The 23,967-nt window shown below is 73.8% G+C and carries 23 protein-coding genes; 14 read left to right on the top strand and 9 right to left on the bottom strand.

The genetic code is table 11. From position 1 onward, the window contains the following. Positions 1–91: 91 nt before the first annotated feature. Entirely contained in the window at positions 92–1,072 is a 981-nt protein-coding gene (locus ACVJ1F_RS09915; protein ID WP_456885872.1) for an NAD-dependent epimerase/dehydratase family protein, read from the bottom strand. Positions 1,073–1,228: 156 nt separating this feature from the next. Further along, positions 1,229–2,179 (bottom strand): copper homeostasis protein CutC, encoded by a 951-nt coding sequence (locus ACVJ1F_RS09920; protein ID WP_456885874.1) that lies wholly within the window; start codon positions 2,177–2,179, stop codon positions 1,229–1,231. A gap of 72 nt (positions 2,180–2,251) precedes the next feature. On the opposite strand from ACVJ1F_RS09920, the gene ACVJ1F_RS09925 reads away from it, so the two are divergent. After that, positions 2,252–3,997 (top strand): AMP-binding protein, encoded by a 1,746-nt coding sequence (locus tag ACVJ1F_RS09925; RefSeq protein WP_456885876.1) that lies wholly within the window; start codon positions 2,252–2,254, stop codon positions 3,995–3,997. 139 nt (positions 3,998–4,136) lie between these two features. Here the strand turns inward: ACVJ1F_RS09925 and ACVJ1F_RS09930 are convergent, their stop codons facing one another. The 4 genes from ACVJ1F_RS09930 to ACVJ1F_RS09945 form a co-directional block, all read right to left on the bottom strand. Continuing rightward, positions 4,137–5,495 (bottom strand): N-acetylglucosamine-6-phosphate deacetylase, encoded by a 1,359-nt coding sequence (locus ACVJ1F_RS09930; RefSeq protein ID WP_456885877.1) that lies wholly within the window; start codon positions 5,493–5,495, stop codon positions 4,137–4,139. Next, positions 5,492–5,887 carry a YrdB family protein gene (locus ACVJ1F_RS09935; protein ID WP_056043326.1) on the bottom strand — a complete coding sequence of 132 codons (396 nt, stop codon included), beginning with the start codon at positions 5,885–5,887 and terminating at the stop codon, positions 5,492–5,494. Before ACVJ1F_RS09935 ends, ACVJ1F_RS09930 begins: the two co-directional genes overlap by 4 nt. A gap of 34 nt (positions 5,888–5,921) precedes the next feature. Then, on the bottom strand, positions 5,922–6,752 hold the full coding sequence (gene purU / locus ACVJ1F_RS09940; RefSeq protein WP_199859471.1) for a formyltetrahydrofolate deformylase: 831 nt from the start codon (positions 6,750–6,752) through the stop codon (positions 5,922–5,924). A 133-nt stretch (positions 6,753–6,885) separates the two neighbouring features. Continuing rightward, the gene (locus ACVJ1F_RS09945) at positions 6,886–7,302 is read right to left on the bottom strand and encodes a DUF1304 domain-containing protein (protein ID WP_159827864.1); all 417 of its coding nucleotides are present in this window, start codon (positions 7,300–7,302) and stop codon (positions 6,886–6,888) included. 120 nt (positions 7,303–7,422) lie between these two features. Between ACVJ1F_RS09945 and ACVJ1F_RS09950 the strand changes: the two genes are divergently transcribed. From ACVJ1F_RS09950 to ACVJ1F_RS09990, 9 genes are all read left to right on the top strand, one after another. Beyond that, positions 7,423–8,451, top strand: a complete 1,029-nt coding sequence (locus ACVJ1F_RS09950) for a LacI family DNA-binding transcriptional regulator (protein ID WP_456885878.1) — start codon at positions 7,423–7,425, stop codon at positions 8,449–8,451. Between the two features lie 295 nt (positions 8,452–8,746). Next, positions 8,747–10,027 (top strand): hypothetical protein, encoded by a 1,281-nt coding sequence (locus tag ACVJ1F_RS09955; protein ID WP_456885880.1) that lies wholly within the window; start codon positions 8,747–8,749, stop codon positions 10,025–10,027. Positions 10,028–10,063: 36 nt separating this feature from the next. Next, a complete protein-coding gene (locus ACVJ1F_RS09960) occupies positions 10,064–11,365 on the top strand; it encodes an ABC transporter substrate-binding protein (protein WP_456885881.1) in 1,302 nt (433 codons plus the stop codon). 11 nt (positions 11,366–11,376) lie between these two features. Further along, the gene (locus ACVJ1F_RS09965) at positions 11,377–12,387 is read left to right on the top strand and encodes a carbohydrate ABC transporter permease (protein WP_056044485.1); all 1,011 of its coding nucleotides are present in this window, start codon (positions 11,377–11,379) and stop codon (positions 12,385–12,387) included. A gap of 136 nt (positions 12,388–12,523) precedes the next feature. Further along, complete coding sequence (locus ACVJ1F_RS09970; protein ID WP_218141852.1) at positions 12,524–13,279, top strand: carbohydrate ABC transporter permease; 756 nt, start codon at positions 12,524–12,526, stop codon at positions 13,277–13,279. A gap of 202 nt (positions 13,280–13,481) precedes the next feature. Continuing rightward, a complete protein-coding gene (locus ACVJ1F_RS09975) occupies positions 13,482–14,537 on the top strand; it encodes a glycoside hydrolase family 130 protein (RefSeq protein ID WP_456885883.1) in 1,056 nt (351 codons plus the stop codon). Between the two features lie 90 nt (positions 14,538–14,627). Further along, entirely contained in the window at positions 14,628–16,724 is a 2,097-nt protein-coding gene (locus ACVJ1F_RS09980; protein ID WP_456885885.1) for a hypothetical protein, read from the top strand. A gap of 109 nt (positions 16,725–16,833) precedes the next feature. Continuing rightward, positions 16,834–17,370 (top strand): helix-turn-helix domain-containing protein, encoded by a 537-nt coding sequence (locus tag ACVJ1F_RS09985; protein WP_456885887.1) that lies wholly within the window; start codon positions 16,834–16,836, stop codon positions 17,368–17,370. Between the two features lie 35 nt (positions 17,371–17,405). Beyond that, positions 17,406–17,987 carry a HepT-like ribonuclease domain-containing protein gene (locus tag ACVJ1F_RS09990; protein WP_456885889.1) on the top strand — a complete coding sequence of 194 codons (582 nt, stop codon included), beginning with the start codon at positions 17,406–17,408 and terminating at the stop codon, positions 17,985–17,987. Between the two features lie 75 nt (positions 17,988–18,062). Here the strand turns inward: ACVJ1F_RS09990 and ACVJ1F_RS09995 are convergent, their stop codons facing one another. Next, the gene (locus tag ACVJ1F_RS09995; RefSeq protein WP_456885891.1) at positions 18,063–19,037 is read right to left on the bottom strand and encodes an XdhC family protein; all 975 of its coding nucleotides are present in this window, start codon (positions 19,035–19,037) and stop codon (positions 18,063–18,065) included. A 161-nt stretch (positions 19,038–19,198) separates the two neighbouring features. On the opposite strand from ACVJ1F_RS09995, the gene ACVJ1F_RS10000 reads away from it, so the two are divergent. Further along, positions 19,199–19,891: a nucleotidyltransferase family protein gene (locus ACVJ1F_RS10000; protein WP_456885893.1), complete on the top strand. Its 693-nt coding sequence runs from the start codon at positions 19,199–19,201 to the stop codon at positions 19,889–19,891. 19 nt (positions 19,892–19,910) lie between these two features. On the opposite strand, the gene ACVJ1F_RS10005 is transcribed toward ACVJ1F_RS10000, so the two are convergent. Next, a complete protein-coding gene (locus tag ACVJ1F_RS10005) occupies positions 19,911–20,882 on the bottom strand; it encodes a hypothetical protein (protein WP_456885895.1) in 972 nt (323 codons plus the stop codon). A 290-nt stretch (positions 20,883–21,172) separates the two neighbouring features. Here ACVJ1F_RS10005 and ACVJ1F_RS10010 point away from each other — a divergent pair, with 290 nt between their 5' ends. Continuing rightward, a complete protein-coding gene (locus tag ACVJ1F_RS10010) occupies positions 21,173–21,691 on the top strand; it encodes a DinB family protein (protein WP_456885897.1) in 519 nt (172 codons plus the stop codon). Between the two features lie 264 nt (positions 21,692–21,955). Continuing rightward, a complete protein-coding gene (locus ACVJ1F_RS10015) occupies positions 21,956–22,501 on the top strand; it encodes an MOSC domain-containing protein (protein WP_456885899.1) in 546 nt (181 codons plus the stop codon). 62 nt (positions 22,502–22,563) lie between these two features. Here ACVJ1F_RS10015 and ACVJ1F_RS10020 read toward each other — a convergent pair whose 3' ends face one another. Then, positions 22,564–22,953: a DUF3253 domain-containing protein gene (locus ACVJ1F_RS10020; protein WP_456885901.1), complete on the bottom strand. Its 390-nt coding sequence runs from the start codon at positions 22,951–22,953 to the stop codon at positions 22,564–22,566. A gap of 228 nt (positions 22,954–23,181) precedes the next feature. On the opposite strand from ACVJ1F_RS10020, the gene ACVJ1F_RS10025 reads away from it, so the two are divergent. Next, complete coding sequence (locus ACVJ1F_RS10025) at positions 23,182–23,844, top strand: DUF805 domain-containing protein (protein WP_456885903.1); 663 nt, start codon at positions 23,182–23,184, stop codon at positions 23,842–23,844. The last annotated feature ends 123 nt before the right edge of the window (positions 23,845–23,967 follow it).

The following is a 23,967-nucleotide window of genomic DNA, read 5'->3' on the forward strand; positions in this document are numbered from 1 at the left end:
GGTGCGACGTCGACCCGAAGCTCCCACGGGCCGGGGCCGGGGCCGGGGGCCGGGGCCGGGGGCCGGGCCGGGGCCGGGACCCGAGCCCGGGCTAGAGCGCGACGAGCCGCTCGTAGGCGTCGTCGACCCAGGGGTCGACCGTGCGCCGGGAGGCGTAGGCGTCGTGCCACGCGACGATCTGGCGGGCTCCCTCGGCGAAGGGGACCCGCGCCTCCCACCCGGGCACCAGCGCGCGGATCTTCGACGTGTCGAACACGGCGGGGTGGCTGCGGTCGCCGCAGAGGTCGGCCGTCCACTCGGGCACCTCGTCGGTCAGGACCTGCGTCGTGCGGTGGACGACGTGCAGCGACGCCCCCGCGGCGTCGGCGAGGTCGCGGGCGATCATGTTCCAGGTGAGCAGCTCGGGCGACATGATGTGGAACGCCTCGCCCAGGGCGCCGGGGTGCCCGAGCAAACCGACGAACGCGCGGGCGAAGTCGCTCGAGTGGGTCAGCGCCCAGAGCGAGGTGCCGTCGCCGTGCAGCACGACCGCGTCCCCGCGGCGCATGCGCTCGATCGGGGTCCAGCCGCCGAGCAGCGGCACGTGCGTCTCGTCGTAGGTGTGTGACGGCCGGACCACGGTCGCCTGCACGCGCCCGGCGAGGTGCTCGTCGCGCAGCAGTCGCTCGCAGGCGATCTTGTCGCGCGAGTACGACCACCACGGGTTGAAGAGCGGCGTCGCCTCGGTGATCGGCAGCGTCACCGGGGGCTTCTGGTAGGCCGACGCCGAACCGATGAAGACGTACTGGTCGGTGAGCGGGGCCACCACGCGCAGCATCGAGGCGAGCTGGTCGGGCGTGAAGGTCAGGAAGTCGGCCACCGAGTCGAAGCGACGCCCGTCCAGGGCGGCGACCAGCGCCTCCTCGTCCCGGACGTCGGCGACGAGCTGCTCGACGCCCGCGGGCACGGGCCGGATCGTGGTGCTTCCGCGGTTGAGCACGGTCACGGCCAGACCGTCGCGCAGGGCCTGCCGCACCACCGAGGCGCTGATCTGCCCGGTGCCGCCGATCACGAGGAGGGACGTCGATGTCATCGCTCCACTGTGCACCCCCGCGACCGGGGGCGGTCGCCGAGGTGGGCAGGAGTCGGGCAGGAGGCGCGGGTCGGGACCCTGGGGAGGAGGCGCGGGTCGGGACCCCGGGACGGGTCGGGTCGCCGGTGCGCGGCGGTGTGGCGGTCGGCCGCGGGATCAGGCCTGGTCGAGGGCGTGACGGGCGGCGCGGACCAGCTCGGGGTCGGTCTCGAACCACGAGTCGGTCGACGCCTCGGTGCCGAGCGACACGGTCGTCCCCGACCGGGACGAGGAGGCGCGCACGGCCCGCGCCCGCTTCGCCGAGAGGTGGACGGCGTCGACCCCCGCGGCCACGAGCGCCGGGACGTCGCCGAGCTGCACGCCGCCCCCGGCCATCACCTGCACGTCGCCCGCGACCTCGACGAGGCGCGGCAGCACCCCCGACGCCAGACCCGCCCCGACCGTGGAGGAGCCACCCGACGTCAGCACGCGCGTGACGCCCAGCCCCGCCAGGGCCGTCACCGCCGCGACCGGGTCCGCCGCACGGTCCACGGCCCGGTGGACGGTGATCTCCAGTGGGCGCGGCTCGAGCGTGCGCGGCTCGAGCGGGCGCGACACCAGTGGGCGCGGCTCGAGCGGTGAGGCCCCGGGAACCCGCGCAGACCCCACGCCGCGCGGAGGGACCTCGGCGACGTCCTGGGGTCCGGCGACCCGGTGCCGAGGTGCGGCGGCGTCGAGCGCGGCCTCGACGAACCAGCGGAGGGCGTCGACGTCCAGCGACCCGTCCTCGCGCAGCGCGCCCACGACGACGCCGGCCACGCCCGAGCGCACCAGCGCCCGGATCTCGCGCACCATCACGTCGAGCTCGTCCGCGTCGTACGCGAACCCGCCGGGCCGGCACCGCACCAGCGCGTGCACGGGCACGCCCGTCGCGACGGCCGCCTCGACGAGGCCCTGCGACGGGGTGACGCCGCCGAGCTCGAGGGCGCTGCAGAGTTCCACCCGGTCGGCTCCGCCGTCGCGGGCCGTGACGGCCCCGGCGGCGCTCGTCACCGCGATCTCGAGCGCGGGCCGCCGGCGGGCGGACGTGTCGGCGGATGATGAGGCGCGGGTCGCGTCGTTCGTCATGTCACGACCCTAGGCGAGCGGCTCGACGGGCCCATGCCGGGCCGGGCATGGGGCGGGGTGCATGATGGCGGGATGTCCGACGCACCCGCATCCGCACCCGCCGAGGCCCCGGCCACCGCCGCCTACCGGGCGGCCCGCGACCACCTGCTGGGGCTCGGGCACGACCTCGACCGGGCGAGCGACGAGTTCCGCTGGCCGGACGTGGGCGACCGCTTCAACTGGGCGACCGACTGGTTCGACGTGGTCGCCGACGGCAACGACCGCACGGCGCTCTGGATCGTCGAGGAGGACGGCTCCGAGCAGCGGGTGTCGTTCGACGGGATGCGTCGGCGCAGCGACCAGGTCGCCGCGTGGCTGCACGACCTCGGCGTCGCCAAGGGCGACCACGTCATGCTCATGCTCGGCAACCAGGTCGAGCTGTGGGAGGCCATGCTCGCGGTGATGAAGGTGGGCGCGGTCATCCTGCCGACGTCGACCGTGCTCGGCAGCGCCGACCTCGCCGACCGCATCGACCGCGGGCTCGTCCGGCACGTGATCGCCAACGCGGCCGACGCCCCGGCGTTCGCGGGGGTCGACGGGGTCGAGGCCGTCACGCGGATCGCGGTCGTCCCCGAGGGCGACCAGACCCCCGCGGGCTGGACGTCCTTCGGGGACTCGCACCGCGCCTCCTGGGACCGCCCCGACGTCGCCACCGCGACGGAGGACGCCTGCCTCGTCTACTTCACGTCGGGCACGACGAGCAAGCCGAAGATGGTCGTGCACTCGCACGCCTCGTACCCCGTCGGGCACCTGACCACGACGTACTGGCTGGGCGTGCAGCCGGGGGACGTGCACATGACGATCTCGTCGCCGGGCTGGGGCAAGCACGCCTGGAGCTGCTTCTTCGCGCCGTGGACCGCCGAGGCCACCGTGTTCGTCTACAACTACGGTCGCTTCCGCCCGGCCGAGCTCCGCGACCAGCTCGAGCGCGCCCGGGTGACCTCGTTCTGTGCGCCGCCGACCGTGTGGCGGATGCTGATCCAGTCGTCCCTGGGTCCGCGGCCGAGCGCCCTGCGTGAGGCGCTCTCGGCCGGCGAACCGCTCAACCCCGAGGTGATCGGGCGGGTGCAGCAGGGCTGGGGCCTGGACATCCGCGACGGGTACGGCCAGACCGAGACGACCGCCATCGTCGCGAACGCGCCCGGCGGCACGATCAAGGCCGGTTCGATGGGGCGCGCCCTGCCCGGCGTCGAGGTCGTGCTGGTCGACCCCGTCACGGGTGTCGTCGGCGACGAGGGCGAGGTCTGCCTCGACCTCACCACGCGGCCCGTCAACCTGATGACCGGCTACCTCGGCGACGCCGCCCGCACCGAGTCGTCGATGCGCGACGGGCTGTTCCACACCGGCGACGTGGCGGTGCGCGACGCCGACGGCATGATCACCTTCGTCGGCCGCACCGACGACGTCTTCAAGTCGTCGGACTACAAGGTCTCGCCGTTCGAGGTCGAGAGCATGCTGATCGAACACCCGGCCGTCGCCGAGTCCGCGGTCGTGCCGGCACCCGACGACACCCGGCTGAACATCGTCAAGGCGTACGTGACCCTGGCCGAGGGGTGGGCACCCGACGCCGAGACCGCTCGGGCCGTCCTGGCTCACGCCCGGGTGTCGTTGCCCGCCTACGAGCGGGTCCGGCGGGTCGAGTTCGCCGAGCTGCCGAAGACGATCTCTGGCAAGATCCGCCGCGTCGAGCTGCGCGACCGCGAGGAGGCGCTGGCCCGGTCGGGCGAGCGGGCCGCGGCCGAGTGGCGCGACGCGGACTTCCCCGACCTGAAGGGGTAGGGCCGCTCGGCGAGCCCGACGCCCCACGGCTCCGACTCACTGCACCACGTTTCGTGCACGGCACCGCAACTCGTCTCGGTGCCGTGCACGAAACGCGGTGCAGTGTCGGGCGGAGCGGGGCGGGGCCGGGTGGCGGGGATCAGCCGGCGGGCAGTTCGCGGCCGGCGGCCCAGACCCGGGCGACCGTCCAGTCGTCGTGCCATGCGACGGCGTCGGCCACGTGACCGGGGGCCAGGCGCCCGAGCGACGGCCGGGCCCCGGCGGCCGGCGCCGTGCCCGGCGCCGTGCCCAGCGCACGGTCCTGCGCCGTGCGCGCGACGCCGGCCTGCGCTCCGGACATGTCCGCTCGCCTGCCCCCGGCGTCGAGGCCGAGCACGCGGGCCGGCACGAGCGTCAGCGCCGCGACGGCGTCGACGGCCGAGAGTCCGGTCCGGAGGACGGCGATGCGCAGGGCGGCGTCCTGCGTCAGGGTCGAACCCGCGATGGTCGACGTGCCCGTGAGCACGGCGACGCCGTGCTCGACCGTCACCCCGAGTTCGCCGATGCGGTAGTCGCCGTCGGCGGCTCCGGCCGCGGCCATCGCGTCGGTGATGAGGGCGACCCGCCGGGGCGCCGAGCGCAGCACGAGGTCCGCCACGGCCGGGTGCACGTGCACGCCGTCGAGGATCAGCTCGATCGTCACGCGTTCGTCGCCGACCGCCGCGACGAGCGGCCCCGGATCGCGGTGGTGGATGCCGGCCATGGCGTTGAACGCGTGGGTCACGAGGCTCGCGCCGCGGTCGAACGCCGCGCGGGCGAGGTCGAAGTCGGCCTCGGTGTGCCCGACGGCGGCGACCACGCCCGAGCTGACGAGCCGGTCGATCGCGTCGAGCCCGCCGGGCAGCTCGGGGGCGAGGGTGACCTGACGGACGACGCCGTCGCCGGCCTCGAGGAGGCTCTCGACCGTGGCGGCGTCCGGTTCGAGCAGGAAGTGCGGGGCGTGGGCTCCCCGCCGGTCGGGCGCCAGGAACGGTCCTTCGAGGTGTGCCCCGAGCACCAGCGGATCACGGCGCATCAGGTCACCGATCAGCCCGAGCGACCGGGACAGCACCGGCACCGGGTTCGCGACGAGGCTGACCAGCGAGCGCGTCGTACCGTGCCGGCGGTGCAGCGCGAGTCCCGCGTCGAGGTCGTCCGGCCCGCCGTCGAAGGCGTGCCCGCCGCCTCCGTGCGTGTGCAGGTCGATCAGCCCCGGGGTGAGCGTGGCGCCCGCGAGGTCGACCGTGACGTCCGCGGGGGGCGGCACCGCGCCTCCTGCGGTCGGGTCGTCGGGTGCGCCCGACGTCGCCGAGGAGGCGCGGGTCGCGTCGAGCCCGCGCCTCGCCCCGGCCGCCGCGCGCGATCCCGGCACCGTGGCGCCGGTGGCGACGATCACGTCGCCGTCGACGAGCATCCAGAAGCCCTCGACCACGCCGTCGGCGTCGACCTTGCGGGCGTCGGAGAACAGGGTGGTCGTCACCGGCGGGCCCCCCGGCCGTTCTCGCGACGGAAGGCCAGGACGCCCGTGACGCCGGCCAGGACGGCGAACGCCACGGCGACGACCGGGTAGCCGAGCATGGCCCAGGCGGCGACCACGGCACCCATGATCGCGATCTCGACCAGGGCCTTGCCGACGGCGTCGGTCGGGATCGGGGCGCGTGGCGAACGGAACAGGCCCCACACGACGATCGCGAAGAGGGGCGCGCCGATCATGAACGCCAGCGACGGGAACGGGAACGGCCAGGCGAGGTAGCCCCAGAACCCGAGGCTCAGGAAGGCGAGGATCAGCGTGACGAACCGGACCACGTCGAGGGGGCCGACCGGGCCGCCGCGGGCCGGGACGGGGGAGGGGGCGGGGTCGGTCGGGGTCACGCGTCCAGCGTACGGCCGGTGTGCCCGGGCGTGGCTAGCGGAAGACGATGGTTCTGGCGCCGTCGAGCAGCACGCGGTCCTCCGCGAACCAGCGGACGGCCTGGGTCAGCGTGCGGCTCTCTTCGTCCTGGCCGATCGCCATCAGCTCGGGGGCGCTGCGGGTGTGGTCGACGCGGACCACGTTCTGCTCGATGATCGGCCCCTCGTCGAGGTCGCTCGTGACGAAGTGCGCCGTCGCGCCGATCAGCTTCACGCCGCGGGCGTGCGCCTGGCGGTAGGGGTTCGCCCCCTTGAACCCGGGCAGGAACGAGTGGTGGATGTTGATCGCCCGCCCCTCGAGCGCGGCGCAGAGTTCGGGGCTGAGGATCTGCATGTAGCGGGCGAGCACGACGAGCTCGACGTCGTAGCGGTCGACGACCTGCAGCACGCGGGCTTCGAAGGCGGCCTTCGACTCGGCGTCGGTGACCGGGTGGTGCTCGAAGCGCTTGCCGTAGAACTCGGCGAGGCCCGACAGGTCGTCGTGGTTCGCCAGGATCAACGGCACCTCGATCGGCAGCTGTCCCGCCCGCTGCCGGAACAGCAGGTCGTTCACGCAGTGCGCCGCCTTGCTCGCGAGCACGAGCGTGCGGGTCGGGCGACCGACGACGTCGAGCTTCGCCTGCACGTCGTAGTGCGCGAGCACGGGCGCCAGTGCCGCCTCGAACGCGTCGCGCTCGCCGGGGGCCTCGACCTGCAGGCGCATGAAGAACGTGCCGGTGTCGTGGCTCGAGAACTGCGCGGACTCGGTGATGTTGCCCCCCGCCTGCACGACCGCACCGCTGATCGCGTGGACGATGCCGGGTCGGTCCTGGCAGACGAGCGTCAGCGTCCAGTGCGTCGTCGGGGCGGCCGGGGCAGCGGCCCGAGCGGCGTCGGCAGTCGCGGCGTCGGGGGCGGAGGAGGCGCGGGTGGCGTCGGTCACGTCGGTCACCCGCCCAGGGTAGTGCGGCCGAACCCGGTCAGGCGGCGGCGATGAGCAGCGTGACGAGCGCGACGAGCGGGAGGAACCCCTGCGTGACCGCGGCGCGGGTCTTCGTGCGGTCCGAGAGCAGCAGGACGAGCGCGGCGGCGAGCATCGACCCCGTGCCCGCGACGAGCAGGGCGTTGCCCGAGGGGGATGCCTCGAAGGCGCTGCCCGCGCCTCCTGCCCCTCCGGCGGCGATCAGCACGACGCCCACGATCGTGACGATCGCGAGGAACAGGTTGTAGAAGCCCTGGTTGTAGGCGAGCGGCTTCGTGTGCTCGGCCTGGACGTCGTCGGTGATGCCGAAGGTCGCGCGGACGCGGGGGGTGGTCCAGAGGAAGGACTCCATCACGAAGATGTAGAGATGCAGCAGGGCGGCGAGCGAGGCCGCGACGAGCGAGACGATGAGCATGCCCCGACCCTAGGGCCGGGCGGTCCACGCGAGGGGGGCGGCTGCGGCGGGTCAGTAGCATCGTGGGGGCGCAGCGGGCGCACACGGGCATCGGCACCGGCGAGGACGAGGAGGCGCGGCGTGGCAGAGCGGGTCACCATCGTCGAGGTCGCGGCCCGGGCCGGCGTCGCGATCAGTTCGGTCAGCAGCGCCCTCAACGGTCGCCCCGGCGTCTCGGAGCAGACCCGCGCGCGCATCCGGCAGGCCGCCGACGACCTCGGCTTCGTGCCGAGCGTCCGGGGCCGCAGCCTGAGTGCCAAGCGGGCGTTCACCGTCGGGCTCGTCGTGCACCGCGACCCGTTCGTGCTCGAGTCCGACCCGTTCTTCGGCAGCTTCATCGGCGGGCTCGAGTCGGTGCTCGACCCGCGCGGGTACGCGCTGATCCTGCAGATGGGGTCGGCGGCGGACGAACCGCTCGACCGCTATCGCCGGCTCGCGGCCGGACGTCGGGTCGACGGCGTCGTCCTGAACGAGCTGACGGTGGACGACCCGCGCGTCGAGCTGGTCCGCGAGCTCGACCTGCCCGCCGTCGGGGTCAACCCGGCCGGGGACTTCCCCCTGCCCGCCGTGCGACAGGACGACTCGGCCGGCATCGGCGAGCTCGTCGGGCACCTCGTGTCGCTCGGTCATCGGCGGTTCGCCCACGTCGCCGGGCCCGGCCGCTTCGTGCACTCGCGGCGTCGCGGGGCCGCCTGGCGGGACGCCGTCGTCGGAGCCGGGCACGAGCCCGGGGCGGTCGTCGAGGCCGACTTCACCTACGACGGGGGTGCCCGGGCCGCCGCTCGCCTCTTCGGCCCGAACGCACCGGTCGACGACCGGCCCACCGCCGTCTTCTGCGCCAACGACCTGGCCGCCATCGGGTTCATGACCGAGCTCGACCGGCTCGGGGTCCGCGTGCCCGACGACGTCAGCGTGGCCGGGTTCGACGGCATCGAGCTCGGGTCGTACGTGCGCCCCGGGCTGACCACGCTGACGACGGCTCCGCGGCTGATCGGGGCCGAGGCGGCGCGCCTCCTGCTCTCGGCCGTCGAGGGCGAGGCCGTCACCGACGCCGAGATCGAGCCCGCCCGGCTGCTGGTCCGCGCGTCGACGGGCCCGGCCTCGCGCTGACCCCGCGGCGCCCCGCGCCGCCCTGCGCTGCGTCAGAGTTCGCTCGGCGCCCGGGCGTCGAGGACGCACCATCGTCGCGTCGTCGAACCACGCTCCGAGGTGGTTCGACGACGCGAGCGTGGTGCGCCCTGCGGCGGGAGCCCGGTGGGTGCTCGTCGGGCGTCAGGTCAAGAGGCGCGGGTCGGGAGATCGCGCCGGGAGGGGTTCCGGCGCGGCGGCGGACGTGCTAGCTTCTCGATCTACCGAAACGTTTCGGTAGACGAGTGAGACCGCACACGACGAAGTGGGTGCCCCGATGACGACCGCCAGCGACACGACGAGCACCGAGGCGAGCGCCGACGCCCCGCGCGCCGACACCGGGCCCGACACGACGCGCGCCGACACCGGGCCCGACGCCGACGCGGCCCGCGCCGCCTCGAAGCCGTACCTCGTCCCGCTGACCCGGGAGCGCCTCCGGACGGTCCTCGACGAGGCACTCGTCCACCGCAACGAGCTCACCGGCGCCCTCTCGCAGCTGACCTTCTCGAGCCCCGCCGCCTACGAGCCGGCCCGCCCCGACTGGGCGGTCGGCCCCTTCACCGCCGACCCGGCGTTCATCTTCACGCTGGACGGCCAGTGGCCCGACCCCGACGGACTCGGCTGGACGAGCGAGTCGCTCTACAACCCCAGCCTCATCGAGCACGACGGCACGCTGCACCTGTTCTACCGGGCCTCGCCCCGCAAGGAGAGCCTCGGCAGCCGCATCGGCCACGCCACCCTCGCCCTCACCCCCGACGGCGAACCCGCACCCGGCGCCGCCTGGGTCGACGACCCGGCCAACCCGGTCGTCCGTCCCACCCTCGACGACGAACTGTTCGGCACCGAGGACCCCAAGGTCTACCGCGCCGAGGGTCGCTTCTGGCTCTTCTACAACGGCGTCTTCCCGATCACCGAGGAGGCGCGGGTCGCGCACCCGAGCCCCGGTTACCCCGTCCAGGCGGTCGGCATCGACCTGCTGGTCGCCGTCAGCGACGACCTCGTCACCTGGCAGAAGCTCGGCCCGGTCGCCGACCACGAGCAGACGCGGCTCTGGGCCAAGGGCGCCGTCATCCCGCGCGACGAGCGCGGGAACGCGGTCCGCCTCGGCGGCAGCGGCAGCGGCGGCGGCAACGGCAGCCACGATGACGGGGACTACCTCATGTTCGTCAGCGAGGGCTTCGACGGCGTGCTGCACGTCGGCCGCTCGGACGACCTGCGCCACTGGACCTTCGAGCCCGTGCCGTACCTCGACCTGTCGGGCGTCGGCGGCCACCTGCACGAGGTCGCCGCCGCGATCGTCACGGGCGACGGCCGACTCGTGCTGGACGTCTTCCACGACGTCGACGGGGTCTTCGCGGCGAGCCAGGCGCTCTACGACGTCGGGCATCCGGTCGACCAGCTCGCCCTCACGCCCGGCGGGTCGCTCAGCTGGGGCGGCCTGCAGCAGATCGGCGGCCGCTGGACCTTCGCCCAGGGCTGGGACGCCCCCGCCGGCCACCGCGACCTGTACTTCTACCGCACCGACCCGCACACCCCCGCACCGCATACCACCCCCTAGCCACACCCGCAGCACCACCCACCCAAGGAGAACACCGTGCAACGACGCACACGCTTCACCCGCCGCGCGACCCTCGGCGCGACCGTCCTGGTCGCCGCCCTCGGCCTGACCGCCTGCTCCGGCGGCGGCGGCGCCTCGAGCGACGCCCTCACCGCCAAGGGCCCCATCACCATCTGGTACTCGAACAACGAGCAGGAGGTGACCTGGGGCAAGGCCATGGTCGAGGCCTGGAACGCCGACCACCCCGACGAGCAGGTCAAGGGGCAGGAGATCCCCGCCGGCAAGTCGAGCGAAGAGGTCATCGGCGCCGCCATCACGGCCGGCAACGCCCCCTGCCTCGTCTACAACACGGCCCCCAGCGCGGTCGGGCAGTTCCAGAAGCAGGGCGGCCTGGTCGACCTGTCGAGCTTCGACGACGGCGCGAGCTACATCGAGGAGCGCAGCGGCGACCTCGCGAAGCAGTACCAGGACGCCGACGGCAAGTACTACCAGCTGCCCTGGAAGTCGAACCCGGTGATGATCTTCTACAACAAGGACCTCTTCACGAAGGCCGGCCTCGACGCCGAGAACCCCGACCTGTCGACCTACGACGACTTCCTCGCGACGTCGAAGACCCTGGTCGACGCCGGCGTCTCGAAGTACGCCATCCACCCGGCGCCGACGAGCGAGTTCTTCCAGTCGCAGTTCGACTTCATGCCGCTCTACGCGGCCGAGACCGGCGGCACCGGCCTCGTCGAGGACGGCAAGGCGACCTTCGCCGACACCGCCGGCGAGGACGTGGCGACCTTCTGGCGCTCGCTCTACGAGCAGGGGCTGGCCGGCCAGGAGCAGTACACGGGCGACTCGTTCGCCGACGGCGAGGCAGCGATGTCGATCGTCGGGCCGTGGGCCGTGTCCGTGTACAAGGACGTCAACTGGGGTGCCGTGCCCGTCCCGACCAAGGACGGCACGAGCGCCGACGAGACCTACACGTTCAGCGACGCGAAGAACGTCGGCATGTACACGGCCTGCGAGAACCAGGGCACGGCGTGGGACTTCCTGAAGTTCTCCACCAGCAGCGACCAGGACCGCGCCCTGCTCGAGACGACGGGCCAGATGCCGATCCGCACCGACCTGGCCTCGACCTACTCCGACTACTTCGACGCGAACCCCTCGTACGCGCTCTTCGGCGACCAGGCGGCCCGCACGGTCGAGGTGCCGGCCGGCCCGAACACCGTCGCCGAGTTGCAGGCCTTCCGCGACGCGTGGTCGAGCAGCGTGATCTTCGGCAAGGGCGACGTCGACTCGTCGCTCAAGGACGCCGCGGACAAGATCGACGAGCTCGCGGCGCAGGGCTGATCGTGTCCACCGTGCACGAGGCGGCGGCAGCGTCGCCGACCGCCGGACGAGCCGAGGAGGCGCACCGCGCCTCCTCGGGGGGTCCCGGCTCCGGGCACCGGGCGGGCCGTCGCCGCGACGGCGACCCGCGCGGGCGTCGGCGGGGCGGCCCCCTCGGCAAGCACCCGCTCGGCCTGCTGTTCAGCGCGCCCTACCTGGTGTTCGTGCTGGCGGTGTTCGCGTACCCGTTGGTCTACGCGGTCTACATCGCGTTCCACGACTACTTCTTCACGGCGCCCGGTGCCGTCGTCGCGCGGCCCTTCGTCGGCCTCGACAACTTCGTCACCGCGTTCACCGACCCGGCGGTCATCCGCTCGTTCGGCAACGTCGGCGTCTTCCTGGTGATCAACGTGCCGCTGACCGTCGTGCTGAGCATGGTGCTCGCCACGGCGCTCGACAAGGTCGCGCACTTCCGGGGGTTCCTGCGGGTGGCGTTCTACGTGCCGTACCTGACGGCGAGCGTCGCCGTCGTCGCGGTCTGGTTGTTCCTCTTCAACGGCGACGGTCTCGTGAACAACGTGCTCGGGCCGTTGGCCCCGACCCCGTCGTGGCTGATCAACTCGGCCTGGGCCATGCCCTCGATCGCGTTGTTCGTCACCTGGAAGCAGCTCGGCTTCTACATCCTGCTGTACCTCGCGGCGCTCCAGAACGTGCCGAAGGAGCTGTACGAGGCGGCCTCGAGCGACGGTGCCGGCCCGATCCGGTCGTTCTTCACCGTCACCGTCCCGGGCGTGCGTCCGGCCACCGTGCTCGTGCTGCTCGTCTCGACCGTCACCGGGGCGAACCTCTTCACCGAGCCGTACCTGCTGACCGGGGGAGGCGGGCCGAACGGCGCGTCGACCTCGCCCGTGCTGCTGATGTACCAGAAGGGCATCGAGCAGGGGAACCCCGACCAGGCCGCCGCGATCGGCGTCGTGCTCGTGATCCTCGTGCTGGTCATCGCCCTGCTGCAGAACCGGTTCGCCGGCGGAAAGGAGGACTGAGATGACCGTCTCCGACGAGACCACCGCCCGCCCCCTGCGGGTCGGCAAGAAGCCGCCGCTGACCCGGGCCCAGACCACGCTGCGCGGCGTCGTGCTGGCGATCGGCGCCCTGGCGTTCCTCTTCCCGTTCTACTACATGGTGATCGGGTCGCTGCAGACCAAGCCCGACCCGACCGTGGCCGGGGCGTTCCCGCACCCGTCGAACCTGACGGTCGAGAACTACGCCGCGATCGACAGCCGCATCGGGCTGCTCAGCGGCCTGCTGAACTCGGGCATCTTCACGGTGGGCGTGCTCGCCTGCACCCTCGTGTTCGGGGTGCTGGTCGGCTACGCGCTGGCCGTGCTGCAGTGGCGCGGTCGCGGGGTCACCTTCGCGCTGGCGCTGCTCGTGCAGGTGGTGCCCTTCCAGCTGCTGATCATCCCGCTGTACGTGCTCATCGCGCGCAACTACGGGCTGAGCGACAACTACCTGGGCATGATCCTGCCGTTCGCCATCAACTCGACGGCGGTGATCATCTTCCGGCAGTACTTCCTGCAGCTGCCGAAGGAGCTCTTCGAGGCCGCGCGCATCGACGGCACCGGCGAGTTCCGGCTGCTGTGGAACATCGCCTTGCCGCTCGTGCGCCCGGCGCTGGTCACGGCCCTGCTGCTGACCTTCATCGGTCCGTGGAACGAGTTCCTCTGGCCGTTCCTCATCACCAAGGAAGCGTCGATGCAGCCGCTCGCCGTGTCGCTGGCGAACTACATCAGCAACGTGGCGGCGACCGCGGCGAACCCGTTCGGCGCGACCCTCGCGGGCGCCGTCGTGCTGGCCGCTCCGGTCGTGCTGCTGTTCATCGTGTTCCAGCGCTACTTCATCTCGACCGACGTCGGCTCGAGCGTGAAGGGCTGACCGACCGCCTCCCGACCCGAGGAGGCGCGCTGCGCGACCGACGCGCGCCGCGCCTCCTCGGCTCCCCACCCCCAGACCGGGTCGTCGTGCCGACGGCCCCCACCGCAGGAGGCGCGGTGCGATCCCCCCTCGCATCGCGCCTCCGTCGCCTCCCGCCTCTCGCTTCTCGCCTCTCGCTTCTCGCCTCTCGAAAGGGCCTCCCATGGCTGACTTCCCGTACCGACTGACCCGCCTGGGCGTCGTGATGACCCCCGCCCCCGACTCGCCCGACGAGGCCGAGGGGGTGCTCAACCCCGGTTCGGGACGCGGGCCCGACGGCGAGCTCTACCTGCTGCCGCGGCTCGTCGCCACGGGCAACGTGTCGCGCGTCGGGCTGGCCCGGGTCGTCGTCGAGGACGGCGTGCCCGTGGGCGTGACCCGCGAGGGCGTCGTGCTCGCGCCCGATCGCGGGTGGGAACGCGGCGCGACCCACGCCGGCGTCGAGGACCCGCGCGTCACGTGGATCGAGGAGCTCGGGCTGCACGTGATGACCTACGTCGCCTACGGGCCGCTCGGGCCGCGCACCGCCGTCGCCGTGAGCGACGACCTGCGCGACTGGCGCCGGCTCGGGCCCGCGACCTTCGAGTACGTCGACGAGCTCGACACCGACCTCGGACTGTTCCACAACAAGGACACCGTGTTCTTCCCGTCGCCGGTCACCGCGCCGGACGGCGTGCGCAGCTTCGCCGTGCTGCACCGACCGATGTGGCACATCGGTGCGACGGTGCCGGGCGAGGGCAGTCCGCTGCCGGCCGGCGTCACCGACGGGCGGCACTCGATCTGGATCAGCTACGTGCCGGTCGACGCGGTCGCCGCCGACCCGCGGGCGTTGGCGCGGTGGGGGCAGCACCGGTTCGTCGCCGGCCCCGAGTTCCCGTTCGAGGAGCTGAAGATCGGCGGCGGCCCGCCCCCGCTGCGCGTCGACGAGGGCTGGCTGCTGCTGCACCACGGCGTCACCGGCGTGATCGACGACGCCTTCGCCCAGCAGCAGAACGTGAACTACGCGGCGGGCGGGATGATCCTCGACGCCGACGACCCGTCGCGCGTGGTCACCCGGTCGGAGGTGCCGCTGCTCGAGGCCGAGACCGCCGACGAGCGCGACGGCATCGTGCCGAACGTCGTGTTCCCGACCGCGATCGAACACGTCGACGGCGTCCCCTTCGTGTTCTACGGCATGGCCGACTCGAAGATCGGCGTCGCCCGCCTCGACCGCGCCTGAGCTCGCGCACGGCCCGGCGACACCCCGGACCGGCGACACCCACGGACCGACGACACCCACGGATCACCGACAAGAAGGAGGCGGTCGACGATGATCGCACGCAACTCACGATGGACGGGCGCGGCACTGGCCGCGGCCCTGGCGACCGTGCTGGGGGTGACGGGGGCGCTGCCTGCTGCCGCCGCGCCTCCTGGTCCGGCGGCCGCGCCGCCCGGGTCGACCGCGCCGACCGCCCCGGCGGCCGCACCGGCCGTGGCACCGCTGACGAACCTCGCGCACCTGGACTTCCTGCTCGACCGGACGACGCCCGTGCCCGAGGCCGGGCACTCGACCTACCGGCAGAGCGCGGAACCGACGCTCACCCTGCCGTGGACCTACGCGGACGCCCGCGACGGCGGCACCTTCGCCCGGGTGGGCGGCGGCCCGCTCGACCCCGCGACCGGGTACTGGGGGCAGGGTGCCTACAACAGCGACGACGTCTCACGGACGGCCGTCGTGTACCTGCGCGACTGGAAGCAGACCGGCTCGGAGTCGAGCCGGCAGAAGGCGTACGAGCTGCTGCGGGCGACCGCGTACTTCCAGACGACCACCGGTGACGCCGCCGGCAACGTCGTGCTCTGGATGCAGCCCGACGGCACCTTCAACCGCAGCCCGGTGCCGGTCGAACTGCCCGACCCGTCCGACAGCGGCAACAGCTACTGGCTGGCCCGCAGCATCTGGGCGTTCGGCGAGGGGTACGCCGCGTTCGCGGACGACGACCCCGAGTTCGCCGCGTTCCTGCAGCAGCGGCTGCAGCTCGGCGTCACGGCGCTGAACCGCGAGACGCTCGCCCGCTACGGTCGGTACGACGTGGCCGACGGGGCGAAGGTGCCCGCCTGGCTGATCGGCTCCGGAGCCGACGCCTCGGCCGAGGCCGTCCTCGGGCTGAGCGCCTACTCGGCCGTCGTGCCGGGTGACGCGGCCTCGCGCACCGCGCTGACGCAGCTCGCCGAGGGCGTCGCGGCGATGTCGTCCGGCGACGGGCAGACCTGGCCGTACGGAGCCGTGCTGCCCTGGGCGAAGTCCCGCTCGATGTGGCACGCCTGGTCGTCGCAGATGCCCGTCGCCCTGGCCCGGGCGTCGACCGTGCTCGCCCGACCCGACCTGCTGAAGCCGGCCGTGCTCGACCAGACCTCGTTCACGACGACGCTGCTCACCGCGAGCGGGCCCGACAACGCCTGGTACCCGACGCCCGTCGACCAGACGCAGATCGCCTACGGAGCCGACTCACGGCTGCAGTCGGCGCTCGCCGTGGCCGGCGCCGGCGCGGGGGCCCCGGGTCTGAAGCGCATCGCGGCCGTCGCCGCGAGCTGGTACTTCGGCACGAACCGCTCGGGCACCCCCGTCTACGACCCGGCCACCGGGGTGACCTTCGACGGCGTGCAGGCCGACGGCACGGTTAACCGCAACAGCGGTGCCGAGAGCACGATCCACGGCCTCCTGTCGATGATCGCCCTCGACGGCGCCCCCGACGTCTCGGCCGAGGCCCGAGGGCTGACGAGCGTCACGTCGCGTGACGGCCTCACGGTGGTCGAGGCCGAGACGGCGTCGCCCACGACGGGCACGGTCGTCACCCCCGACTCGGCGTGGACGGGTGAGTCGCAGTACGGCGGTGGCTCGGCACTGCGGCTCGAGCCGGGGCAGAGCGCGACGATCACGGTGCCGGCGGGCTCCGGGTTGCGGCACGTCGAGCCGGTCCTGCTCGCCGCCGAGGGAGTGCGCTCGACGTCGGTCTGGAAGGCGGGACGCGTGCCCCTGGGGACGCTGACGACGCAGGCCGGGGCGCAGGGCGTGACCGCCGCCTCCGGGGCCTTGCTGCCCCAGACGCTGCCGGTGCCGATCGGTGCCGGAGCGACGGCGATCACCGTGACCGCCGGCCGCGACGCGACCGTGGTCGACGGCCTGATCGTGCGGCCGCTCGTCCAGCGGCTCGTGCTCGCCGGGACGGCGGCCGACGGTCGCCCGACGACGACCGAGCTGCTGTCGTCGACCTCGCGGCTGCCGTTGCCGACCCCGGTCGGCGTGCGGGGCAGTCGGACGTCGGCGTCGTCGTACGACGCGCAGGGCCGCCTCGTGCAGCAGCGCGACGTGCAGGGCCGCAGCCTCGTGCTGGTCAAGCCCGGCGGCTTCGTCGTCCTCACCCGCTAGCCGGCGCCGAGACCCAGGAACCCGCTCAGACCCCACGCCGCGCGCGAGGGTCCGGGCGGGTTCCCGTGGTCTCGTGCGCGGCGCATGCCCGATCGTATATAGTCCGGTCATGATCACCACAGACGTCGCCTCGCGTCTGCGGGAGGCGAGGGTCACCGCACGACTCACCCAGGGCGAGGTGGGGCGGAGGGCAGGGCTGCCGCAGAGCGCCGTCTCGCGCTACGAGGGCGGCTCGAAGATCCCGTCCCTGCCCGTCCTCGAGCGGCTCTTCGAGGCGACGGGCCTCGACCTGACGCTCACGCTCACGCCGTCACGATCTCGTGCGACCGCGACCGCGCCTCCGTCTCCGTTCGGCGGGCCGGTGGGGCGCATCGTGCATCCTCGCCGTGCCGAACTGCGGTCGTTCTTCGCGCGCGAAGGGTTCGGTCACCCCCAGGTCTTCGGCAGCGTCAGCCGAGGTGACGACCGCGTCGACAGCGATCTCGACGTCGTCGTCGACCTGCCCGACGGCCTCGGACTCTTCGGGCTGGCGGCGGCTGCCCGACGGGCGGGCGACATCGCCGGCGTCGTCGTCGACGTCGTGCCCCGCGACGGTCTGACCCCCGAGGTCGCCGAAGCGGTCTCGCGGGACGGGGTCGCCCTGTGAGTCGTCACGATCGGGCGCGGTTGGATGACATCGCGGTGGCTCTGGGCGCCATCGACGCCCACCGTCGACGGGGTGAACTGACCGACGGACTGGTCTTCGACGCCGTGCGCGTCCGCCTCATCGAGATCGGCGAAGCGGTGAAGGGGCTCTCGTCCGAGACGACGAGTGCCGCGCCCGAGATCCCATGGGCCGACGTCGCCCGCATGCGCGACTTCCTCGCCCACCGGTACTTCGACACATCGCATGCCGTCGTGGCGCACACCGTCGACCACGACCTGCCGGTGCTGTCATCGGCCGTCGAGCGGCTGCGTCGCGGCTGCGTCGCGGCTGACGCGCTCCGCGGACGAGGGGGCGCGGGTACGGTCGAGCGCATGAGCGACGACACGCAGACCTCCGGTCCCGACGGCGCCGGCCGCGACACGAGCCCGGGGCACGAGGTCGACCACGACCCGACCGGCATGACCGACGACGAGAAGCGGCACGACCAGCTGACTCGTGCCCCGAAGTCGGACGAGTCGGACGCCGCCCCGCGCATCACGACCGAGGAGCGCGGCGACGGCGTCACCCGCATCGACGTCGCCGACACCGCGAAGGTCCGCCCGGGCGGGGCCGGCTGACGCTGACGCGCCAGGGGCTCGCCGAGACCCACCTGCGCGCGCGGGCGCTTCGGCGGAACCCTGGGGGTCCGCGCCTCAGCTGATCAGGTGGATGCTGCCGTCACGGTCGCGCAGCGGAACCCGCGAGGCGCCCGACCGCACGGCGAGCACCTCGGCCAGGATCGACACGGCCGTCTCCTCGGGCGTGCTCGCGCCGAGGTCGAGCCCGATGGGGGAGTGCAGTCGGCCGAGCGCCTCCGGCCCGACTCCGCGATCGGCCAGGGCGGAGACGCGACGGTCGTGCGTGACCCGCGATCCCATCGCCCCGACGTACGCCGCCGGGGACGCCAGCGCCGCCTCGACCAGGTCGGCGTCGAACCGTTCGTCGTGCGACAGCACCGCGATCACGGTGCGCTCGTCGACCCCGGTGCGCGCCAGGTAGTTCGGCGGCCACTCGACGACGACCTCGTCGGCCGACGGGAAACGCTCGCGGGTCATGAAGACCGGACGCGGGTCGCACACCGTCACGCGGTAGCCCAGCACCGCCCCGGCGTTGCAGAGGGCGACGGCGAACTCGACCGCCCCGAAGACGAGGAGGCGCGGCGGCGGCACCGAGCGCTCGCTGAAGACCCGCAGACCCTCGCAGTCGTCGACGGTCGGCACGACCTCGCCGGTGCGGACCGGGCCGAGCACGACATGCGCCGACGCCTCACGCCCGGCGGCGGCATCGCGGAGGGCGGCGATCGTCTCGGCGTCGTCCGGGGTGACGAGCCGGGCGAGCACCTCGATGCGCCCCCCACAGCTGAGCCCGACCTCGAACGCCGTCTCGTCGCTGAACCCGAACGTCTCGAGCTGCGGCGTGCCGTCGTCGAGCACCTGCGTGCAGATCTCGTAGACCGCGCCCTCGACGCAGCCGCCCGAGATGCTGCCGATCACGGTGCCGTCGACGGTGACGGCCATCGACGTGCCGACGGTCCGGGGTGCGCTGCCCACGACCGACACGGCCGTCGCGACGGCGAGGCGCTCGCCGGCGTCGAGTCGCGCCAGCAGGCGGTCGGCGATCTCGAACACGGGGCTCCTCGGGTGCGACGGGCGAGCGGGTGGTCTCTGGTGGTGCCAGGTCTCGATGGTGTCACGGCCTCGGCCCCGCGACCTACCGCGACGTCGGACGTTGGACGTCGGATGTCGCCGGCCGGGGCGAGGTGCTCTCCGGGGCTGGCTAGCCTGACACCATGCCCGGTGACGACTCCTCGACGTCCGTCGGCCTGCTGCTCGCGGCCGGCGCCGGGACGCGCATGGGCCGTCCCAAGGCGCTCGTGGTCGACGAGCGCGGGCCGTGGCTGACCCGCGCCGTGACGACGCTGCTCGACGGGGGCTGCGACCGCGTCGTCGTCGTGCTCGGGGCGGGCGCGACCGAGGCGCGAGCGCTGCTGGCCGCCGACCCGCGCCTCCTGACGGTCGAGACACCGGTGCCGGGCGGGGCGACGGACGCGCCGCACGCCGACCCGCGCCTCCCGCCGGTCGACGGTCGGGCGAGGGTGGCGGTCGTCGTCGCGGACGACTGGGCCGACGGCCTCGCGACGTCACTGCGCGTCGGGCTGGAGGCGCTCGCCGCCCTCGACCCCGAGGAGGCGCGGCTCGCCCTCATCACGCTGGTGGACTACCCGGGTCTGCCGCCGTCTGCGGTCGCGCGGCTGCTGTCGCCCTCGGCCGCCGACGTGCCCCTGGGCCCGGGTGCGCTGCGGCAGTCCGTCTTCCACGGACGCCCGGGTCACCCCGTCGTGGTCGGTCGCTCCCACTGGTCGGCACTCGCGGCGTCCCTCACCGGGGATCGCGGGGCGGGCCCCTACCTCCGGGCGCACGCCGCCGAGCCGGTCGACTGCTCCGACCTCTGGGACGGCGCCGACGTCGACGCGCCCGCCTGACCTTCGCCGTCCCCGAGGGTCAGTTGCACGTCCCGCTGCCGCTGAAGCACGGGGTGTAGTTCGCGGGCAGGGGTTCCTGACGGGGGGTGGGGGACTCCCACCGGTCCCCGGGGACGGGGGCGCCGACGGCACCGATCACGACCAGCCCGGCGACGACGACGGCCGCCACGACGACACCTCGATGCCCGGCGGTGATCGCGGCGAACAGCGTCACGACGAGGCACGCGAGGCAGGCGACGAGGGTCCGGAGCCAGCTGTCCGCCGCCTCCTGGCTGACGGTCACGGGGGTGCCGAAGAGGCTGAACTCGGCCGAGAACCACTGCCCGGCCAGCGAGAGCGTGAGCAGGACGCCCGCCGCGAGGGCGAGCGCCTCGACGATCACGGCGACGCGGTGCACGAGGTGGCGGGGCGGGCCGGGCGCGCGGGCTGCCCGGGCCGCGGGGACGTCGACGGGGGCGTCGACGGGTGCGTGCTCGGACGGACGTGCTCCGTCGTGCGCCGAGGCGTCACGGCCGCCCCGACCCGACCGCGCGGCGAGGACGACGAACGACGCCAGGCCGACGGTCGCGACGAACGGCAGGCTGACGAAGACGACGGTGGGCAACGTGTACAGGGAGAAGCCCGCCCGGAGGCCCGACGTGACGCCCGACCCGACGGTGAGCTCGACGCCGGCCCGGGCCACGGCCGCCGCGGCGACGTAGAGCCAGGCCCGGCGTGACGCCCGCGCCTCGGACCACCGCCACGCGACGAGGACGACGAGGACGGCCCACACCACGAACGGCACGAGCGCGGTCTGCGCGAGCGCGCCCGGCAACTCGAGCAGCGACGCGACCACCCGGCCGGCCGAGGCCGTGAGGCCGACGAGAGCCGCGCCGGCGACGAACAGGGCCGCGGTGGTGCCGACGACCCACGCCACCTCGCGGCGGTCGACCCGCCGGCGCAGGCTCGCCGCCGCCCCCGCGAGCCGGCCCTCGTGCTGAGTGTTCGTCATGGGTCGACGGTAGCGGCGGGTCGCGGGGCCGACGTCATCCCGGAGGCGGATGTCGGCCGGCGGCGCCGGTCGCCCGAGCCCCTGTCCCGCCGCGCCCCGTCCCGCCCTGTCCCGGCGCTCCCGCCGCGCCTCGCCCCGCCATGAACCCGGTTTCGAACCGTGCACCCGACAGCAACCGGGTGCACGGTTCGAAACCGGGTTCCTCGCGTGGTCGCGGTTGGCGCCGGGGGCACCGACGTCGGCAGGATCTCGATGGCGGGTGCCGGGTCGCGCGTCCTAGCGTCGGTCCCATGCCGATCACGCCAGACACGAAGAACTGGACCTGGGTGCTCGAACGCCCCTGCGACGACTGCGGCTTCGACCCTGCCGAGGTCGCGTTCCGCGACGTGCCGCGCCTCGTCCGCGAGAACGCCGCCGCCTGGCCCGCCGAGCTCGCCCGGCCCGACGCCCGCGCCCGGCCCGACGACGCCACGTGGTCGCCGCTCGAGTACGGGGCGCACGTGCGCGACGTGTTCCGGGTCTTCGACACGCGCCTCCGGCTGATGCTCGCCGAGGACGCGCCGACCTTCGCGAACTGGGACCAGGACGCCACCGCGCTCGACGACGACTACGCCTCCCAGCACCCTGCGGTGGTGGCCGACGAACTCGTGGCCGCCGCGGCCGTCGTCGCCGACGCGTTCGAGGCGGTGCCCGACGACCGGCTCGGTCGCACCGGCCTCCGCAGCGACGGCTCGGCCTTCACGGTCGAGTCGCTCGCGCGCTACTTCGTGCACGACCCCGTGCACCACCTCCACGACGTCCGACCCTGACCGGTGCCCCGGCCGGCACCATCGCCCGGCAGGCCGCTGTCGCACCGCCGCCCGGGCCACCGCTGTCGCACCGCCGACTGAACGTCGCACCGCCCGTTTCGACGGTGCGACGTTCATTCGGCGGTGCGACCCACCCGGGCCGACCCACCCGGGCCGACCCACTCGGGCCGACCCACCCAGGCCGACCGCGGCCCCGCCGCCCCGCCCGCACCCCCACCCCGCCCCACCCTCGACCCCGGCGGCCGACGCGGGCAGACTGACGACATGACCCGCGCCTCCGTCCTCTCGGTCAACGTCGACGACGCCCACCGCTTCAGCAAGCCGCCCGTGGAGCGGGTCACCCTGCTCGCCGGGCTCGGCGTCGAGGGTGACGCGCACCTCGGGCGCACGGTGCAGCACCGCTCCCGCGTGGCGCGCGACCCGAGTCAGCCGAACCTGCGGCAGGTGCACCTGATGCACGCCGAGCTCTTCGCCGAGCTGGCCGACCACGGCTACGACGTCGGGCCCGGCGACCTCGGCGAGAACGTCACCACCCACGGGGTCGACCTGCTCGGTCTGCCCGTCGGCACCGTGCTCACCCTCGGTCAGGAGGCGCGGGTCGAGATCACCGGACTCCGCAATCCGTGCGTGCAGATCGACCGCTTCGAGTCGGGCCTGCTGAAGGCGGTCGTCGGACGCGACGAGGCCGGCGAGCTCGTCCGCAAGGCGGGCGTCATGGGCGTCGTGCTCGCCGGGGGAGAGGTGCAGCCCGGCGACGCAGTCGGAGTCGACCTGCCCGTCGAGCCCTGGTCGGCCTTGCAACCCGTCTGACCCCGAGCGTCTCGAGAGTCCTCAGCGTCCTGCTCGCCCCACGCGTCGTGTCGACGCCCGGCTCAGGACCGGTGCCGGCGGATGCGGATCGGGCCCTTCGCCGTCGACGGGTCGACCACCGAGCCACCCTGCGTGATGTCGACCTCGCCCGCGGCGACCAGGCGTCGGGCCGCGCGACGGACGGGCTCCATCAATCCGCGCCAGGCGTCCTCGTCGTCGGGGTGCAGCGACCGCGCGACGTCCGAGGGGCAGATCGTCGAGGTGGACGCCCGGGCCGCCAGGAGGTCGCGGATGCGCTGCTCGAGCTCACGATCCTGCGCCGTCACCTTGCGCTTGCGGCACGCGTCGCTGCAGTATGCGACCTCGTCCCAGTTCGACGCCCACTTCTTGCGCCACTCGATGGTGCGTCCGCACGATCGGCAGGTCTTGGGGTCGGGGGTCGCGGCGCTCATGCTGACAGTCAACGCGGGAGGCGCGGTGTGCGTTCCCGGGGAGGCAGCCGTCGGTCCCTCCGCCGCGGACCGCATCCGCGCCTCCTGACCTCGTGGCACCGCCTTTCGTGCAGCACGCCCCGACGAGTCTCGGTGCCCTGCACGAGACGCGGTGCGACGCTGCGGGAAGGGACATCTCGCTCGCGTGGGGGATGGAGGCGCGGGCACGGTCCCCGTATCGTCGTCCCGATGAGCGAGGGCACGGCGGCAGGCGCGACGAGGGGTTCGTGGTTCGAGGTCGACCGTCAGCCCCTGCCCGGCGCGACCCCGATGCAGGCTCTCCGGCGGTTCGTGGGCAACGCCTACGTGGTGCACGCCCGCGCGGGCCGGGCCGAGTTCTGGTGGATCTGGCTCTTCCAGACCGTCCTCGCCCTCGTGCTCAACGTCGGCGTCGGGTCGCTGGTGCGCGGTGCGAGCGTGGCCTCGTGGTCGATCGGCGCTTACGGCTCGTCGCTCTTCGCGCCCTGGCCGGTCGTCGTCCTCGGCCGCCCGGCCGGTGCGGGCCCGGGCACCAGCCTGGGCCAGGGAGCGTCCCTCCAGATCGGACAGCTCTCGCTCGGCCCGTTCGGCCCCGCGGGTCCGGCCTGGGGCGGCACGACCTGGGTCGCCCTCGTCTGGGGTCTCTGGTGCCTGATGACCTTCGTCCCCATGGCGACGCTCACCATCCGTCGCCTGCACGCCGCCCGGGCCTGGGGGTGGGGCTGGTTCTGGCTCGGGGCGCTCATCCCGTTCCTGCAGATCGTCGTCGTGTTCATGCTGGCTCGCGAGACCCAGCCGCCGAGCGCCCGCTTCCTGGACCGCGCCCGCGACCGCGCGCGCGACCGCGACCCCGACCCGCACCGCGCCTCCTGACACCACCACACCGCGTTTCGTGCACCGCACCGCGACTAATCGCGGTGCGGTGCACGTAGCGCCGAGCGCCGGCGGGCAGCGCGCCCCGGCCCCGGCCGGGCCCGCCGGGGGCCGGCCGGCCCC

Source organism: Frigoribacterium sp. 2355 (assembly GCF_054060695.1).

Bases quoted from the DNA above. Each gene is read 5' to 3' on its own strand.
- ACVJ1F_RS09915 (WP_456885872.1), bottom strand. From the start codon at position 1,072: ATGACATCGACGTCCCTCCTCGTGATCGGCGGCACCGGGCAGATCAGC.
- ACVJ1F_RS09920 (WP_456885874.1), bottom strand. From the start codon at position 2,179: ATGACGAACGACGCGACCCGCGCCTCATCATCCGCCGACACGTCCGCC.
- ACVJ1F_RS09925 (WP_456885876.1), top strand. From the start codon at position 2,252: ATGTCCGACGCACCCGCATCCGCACCCGCCGAGGCCCCGGCCACCGCC.
- ACVJ1F_RS09945 (WP_159827864.1), bottom strand. From the start codon at position 7,302: ATGCTCATCGTCTCGCTCGTCGCGGCCTCGCTCGCCGCCCTGCTGCAT.
- ACVJ1F_RS09955 (WP_456885880.1), top strand. From the start codon at position 8,747: ATGACGACCGCCAGCGACACGACGAGCACCGAGGCGAGCGCCGACGCC.
- ACVJ1F_RS09970 (WP_218141852.1), top strand. From the start codon at position 12,524: ATGGTGATCGGGTCGCTGCAGACCAAGCCCGACCCGACCGTGGCCGGG.
- ACVJ1F_RS09975 (WP_456885883.1), top strand. From the start codon at position 13,482: ATGGCTGACTTCCCGTACCGACTGACCCGCCTGGGCGTCGTGATGACC.
- ACVJ1F_RS09980 (WP_456885885.1), top strand. From the start codon at position 14,628: ATGATCGCACGCAACTCACGATGGACGGGCGCGGCACTGGCCGCGGCC.
- ACVJ1F_RS09985 (WP_456885887.1), top strand. From the start codon at position 16,834: ATGATCACCACAGACGTCGCCTCGCGTCTGCGGGAGGCGAGGGTCACC.
- ACVJ1F_RS10000 (WP_456885893.1), top strand. From the start codon at position 19,199: ATGCCCGGTGACGACTCCTCGACGTCCGTCGGCCTGCTGCTCGCGGCC.
- ACVJ1F_RS10005 (WP_456885895.1), bottom strand. From the start codon at position 20,882: ATGACGAACACTCAGCACGAGGGCCGGCTCGCGGGGGCGGCGGCGAGC.
- ACVJ1F_RS10010 (WP_456885897.1), top strand. From the start codon at position 21,173: ATGCCGATCACGCCAGACACGAAGAACTGGACCTGGGTGCTCGAACGC.
- ACVJ1F_RS10015 (WP_456885899.1), top strand. From the start codon at position 21,956: ATGACCCGCGCCTCCGTCCTCTCGGTCAACGTCGACGACGCCCACCGC.
- ACVJ1F_RS10020 (WP_456885901.1), bottom strand. From the start codon at position 22,953: ATGAGCGCCGCGACCCCCGACCCCAAGACCTGCCGATCGTGCGGACGC.
- ACVJ1F_RS10025 (WP_456885903.1), top strand. From the start codon at position 23,182: ATGAGCGAGGGCACGGCGGCAGGCGCGACGAGGGGTTCGTGGTTCGAG.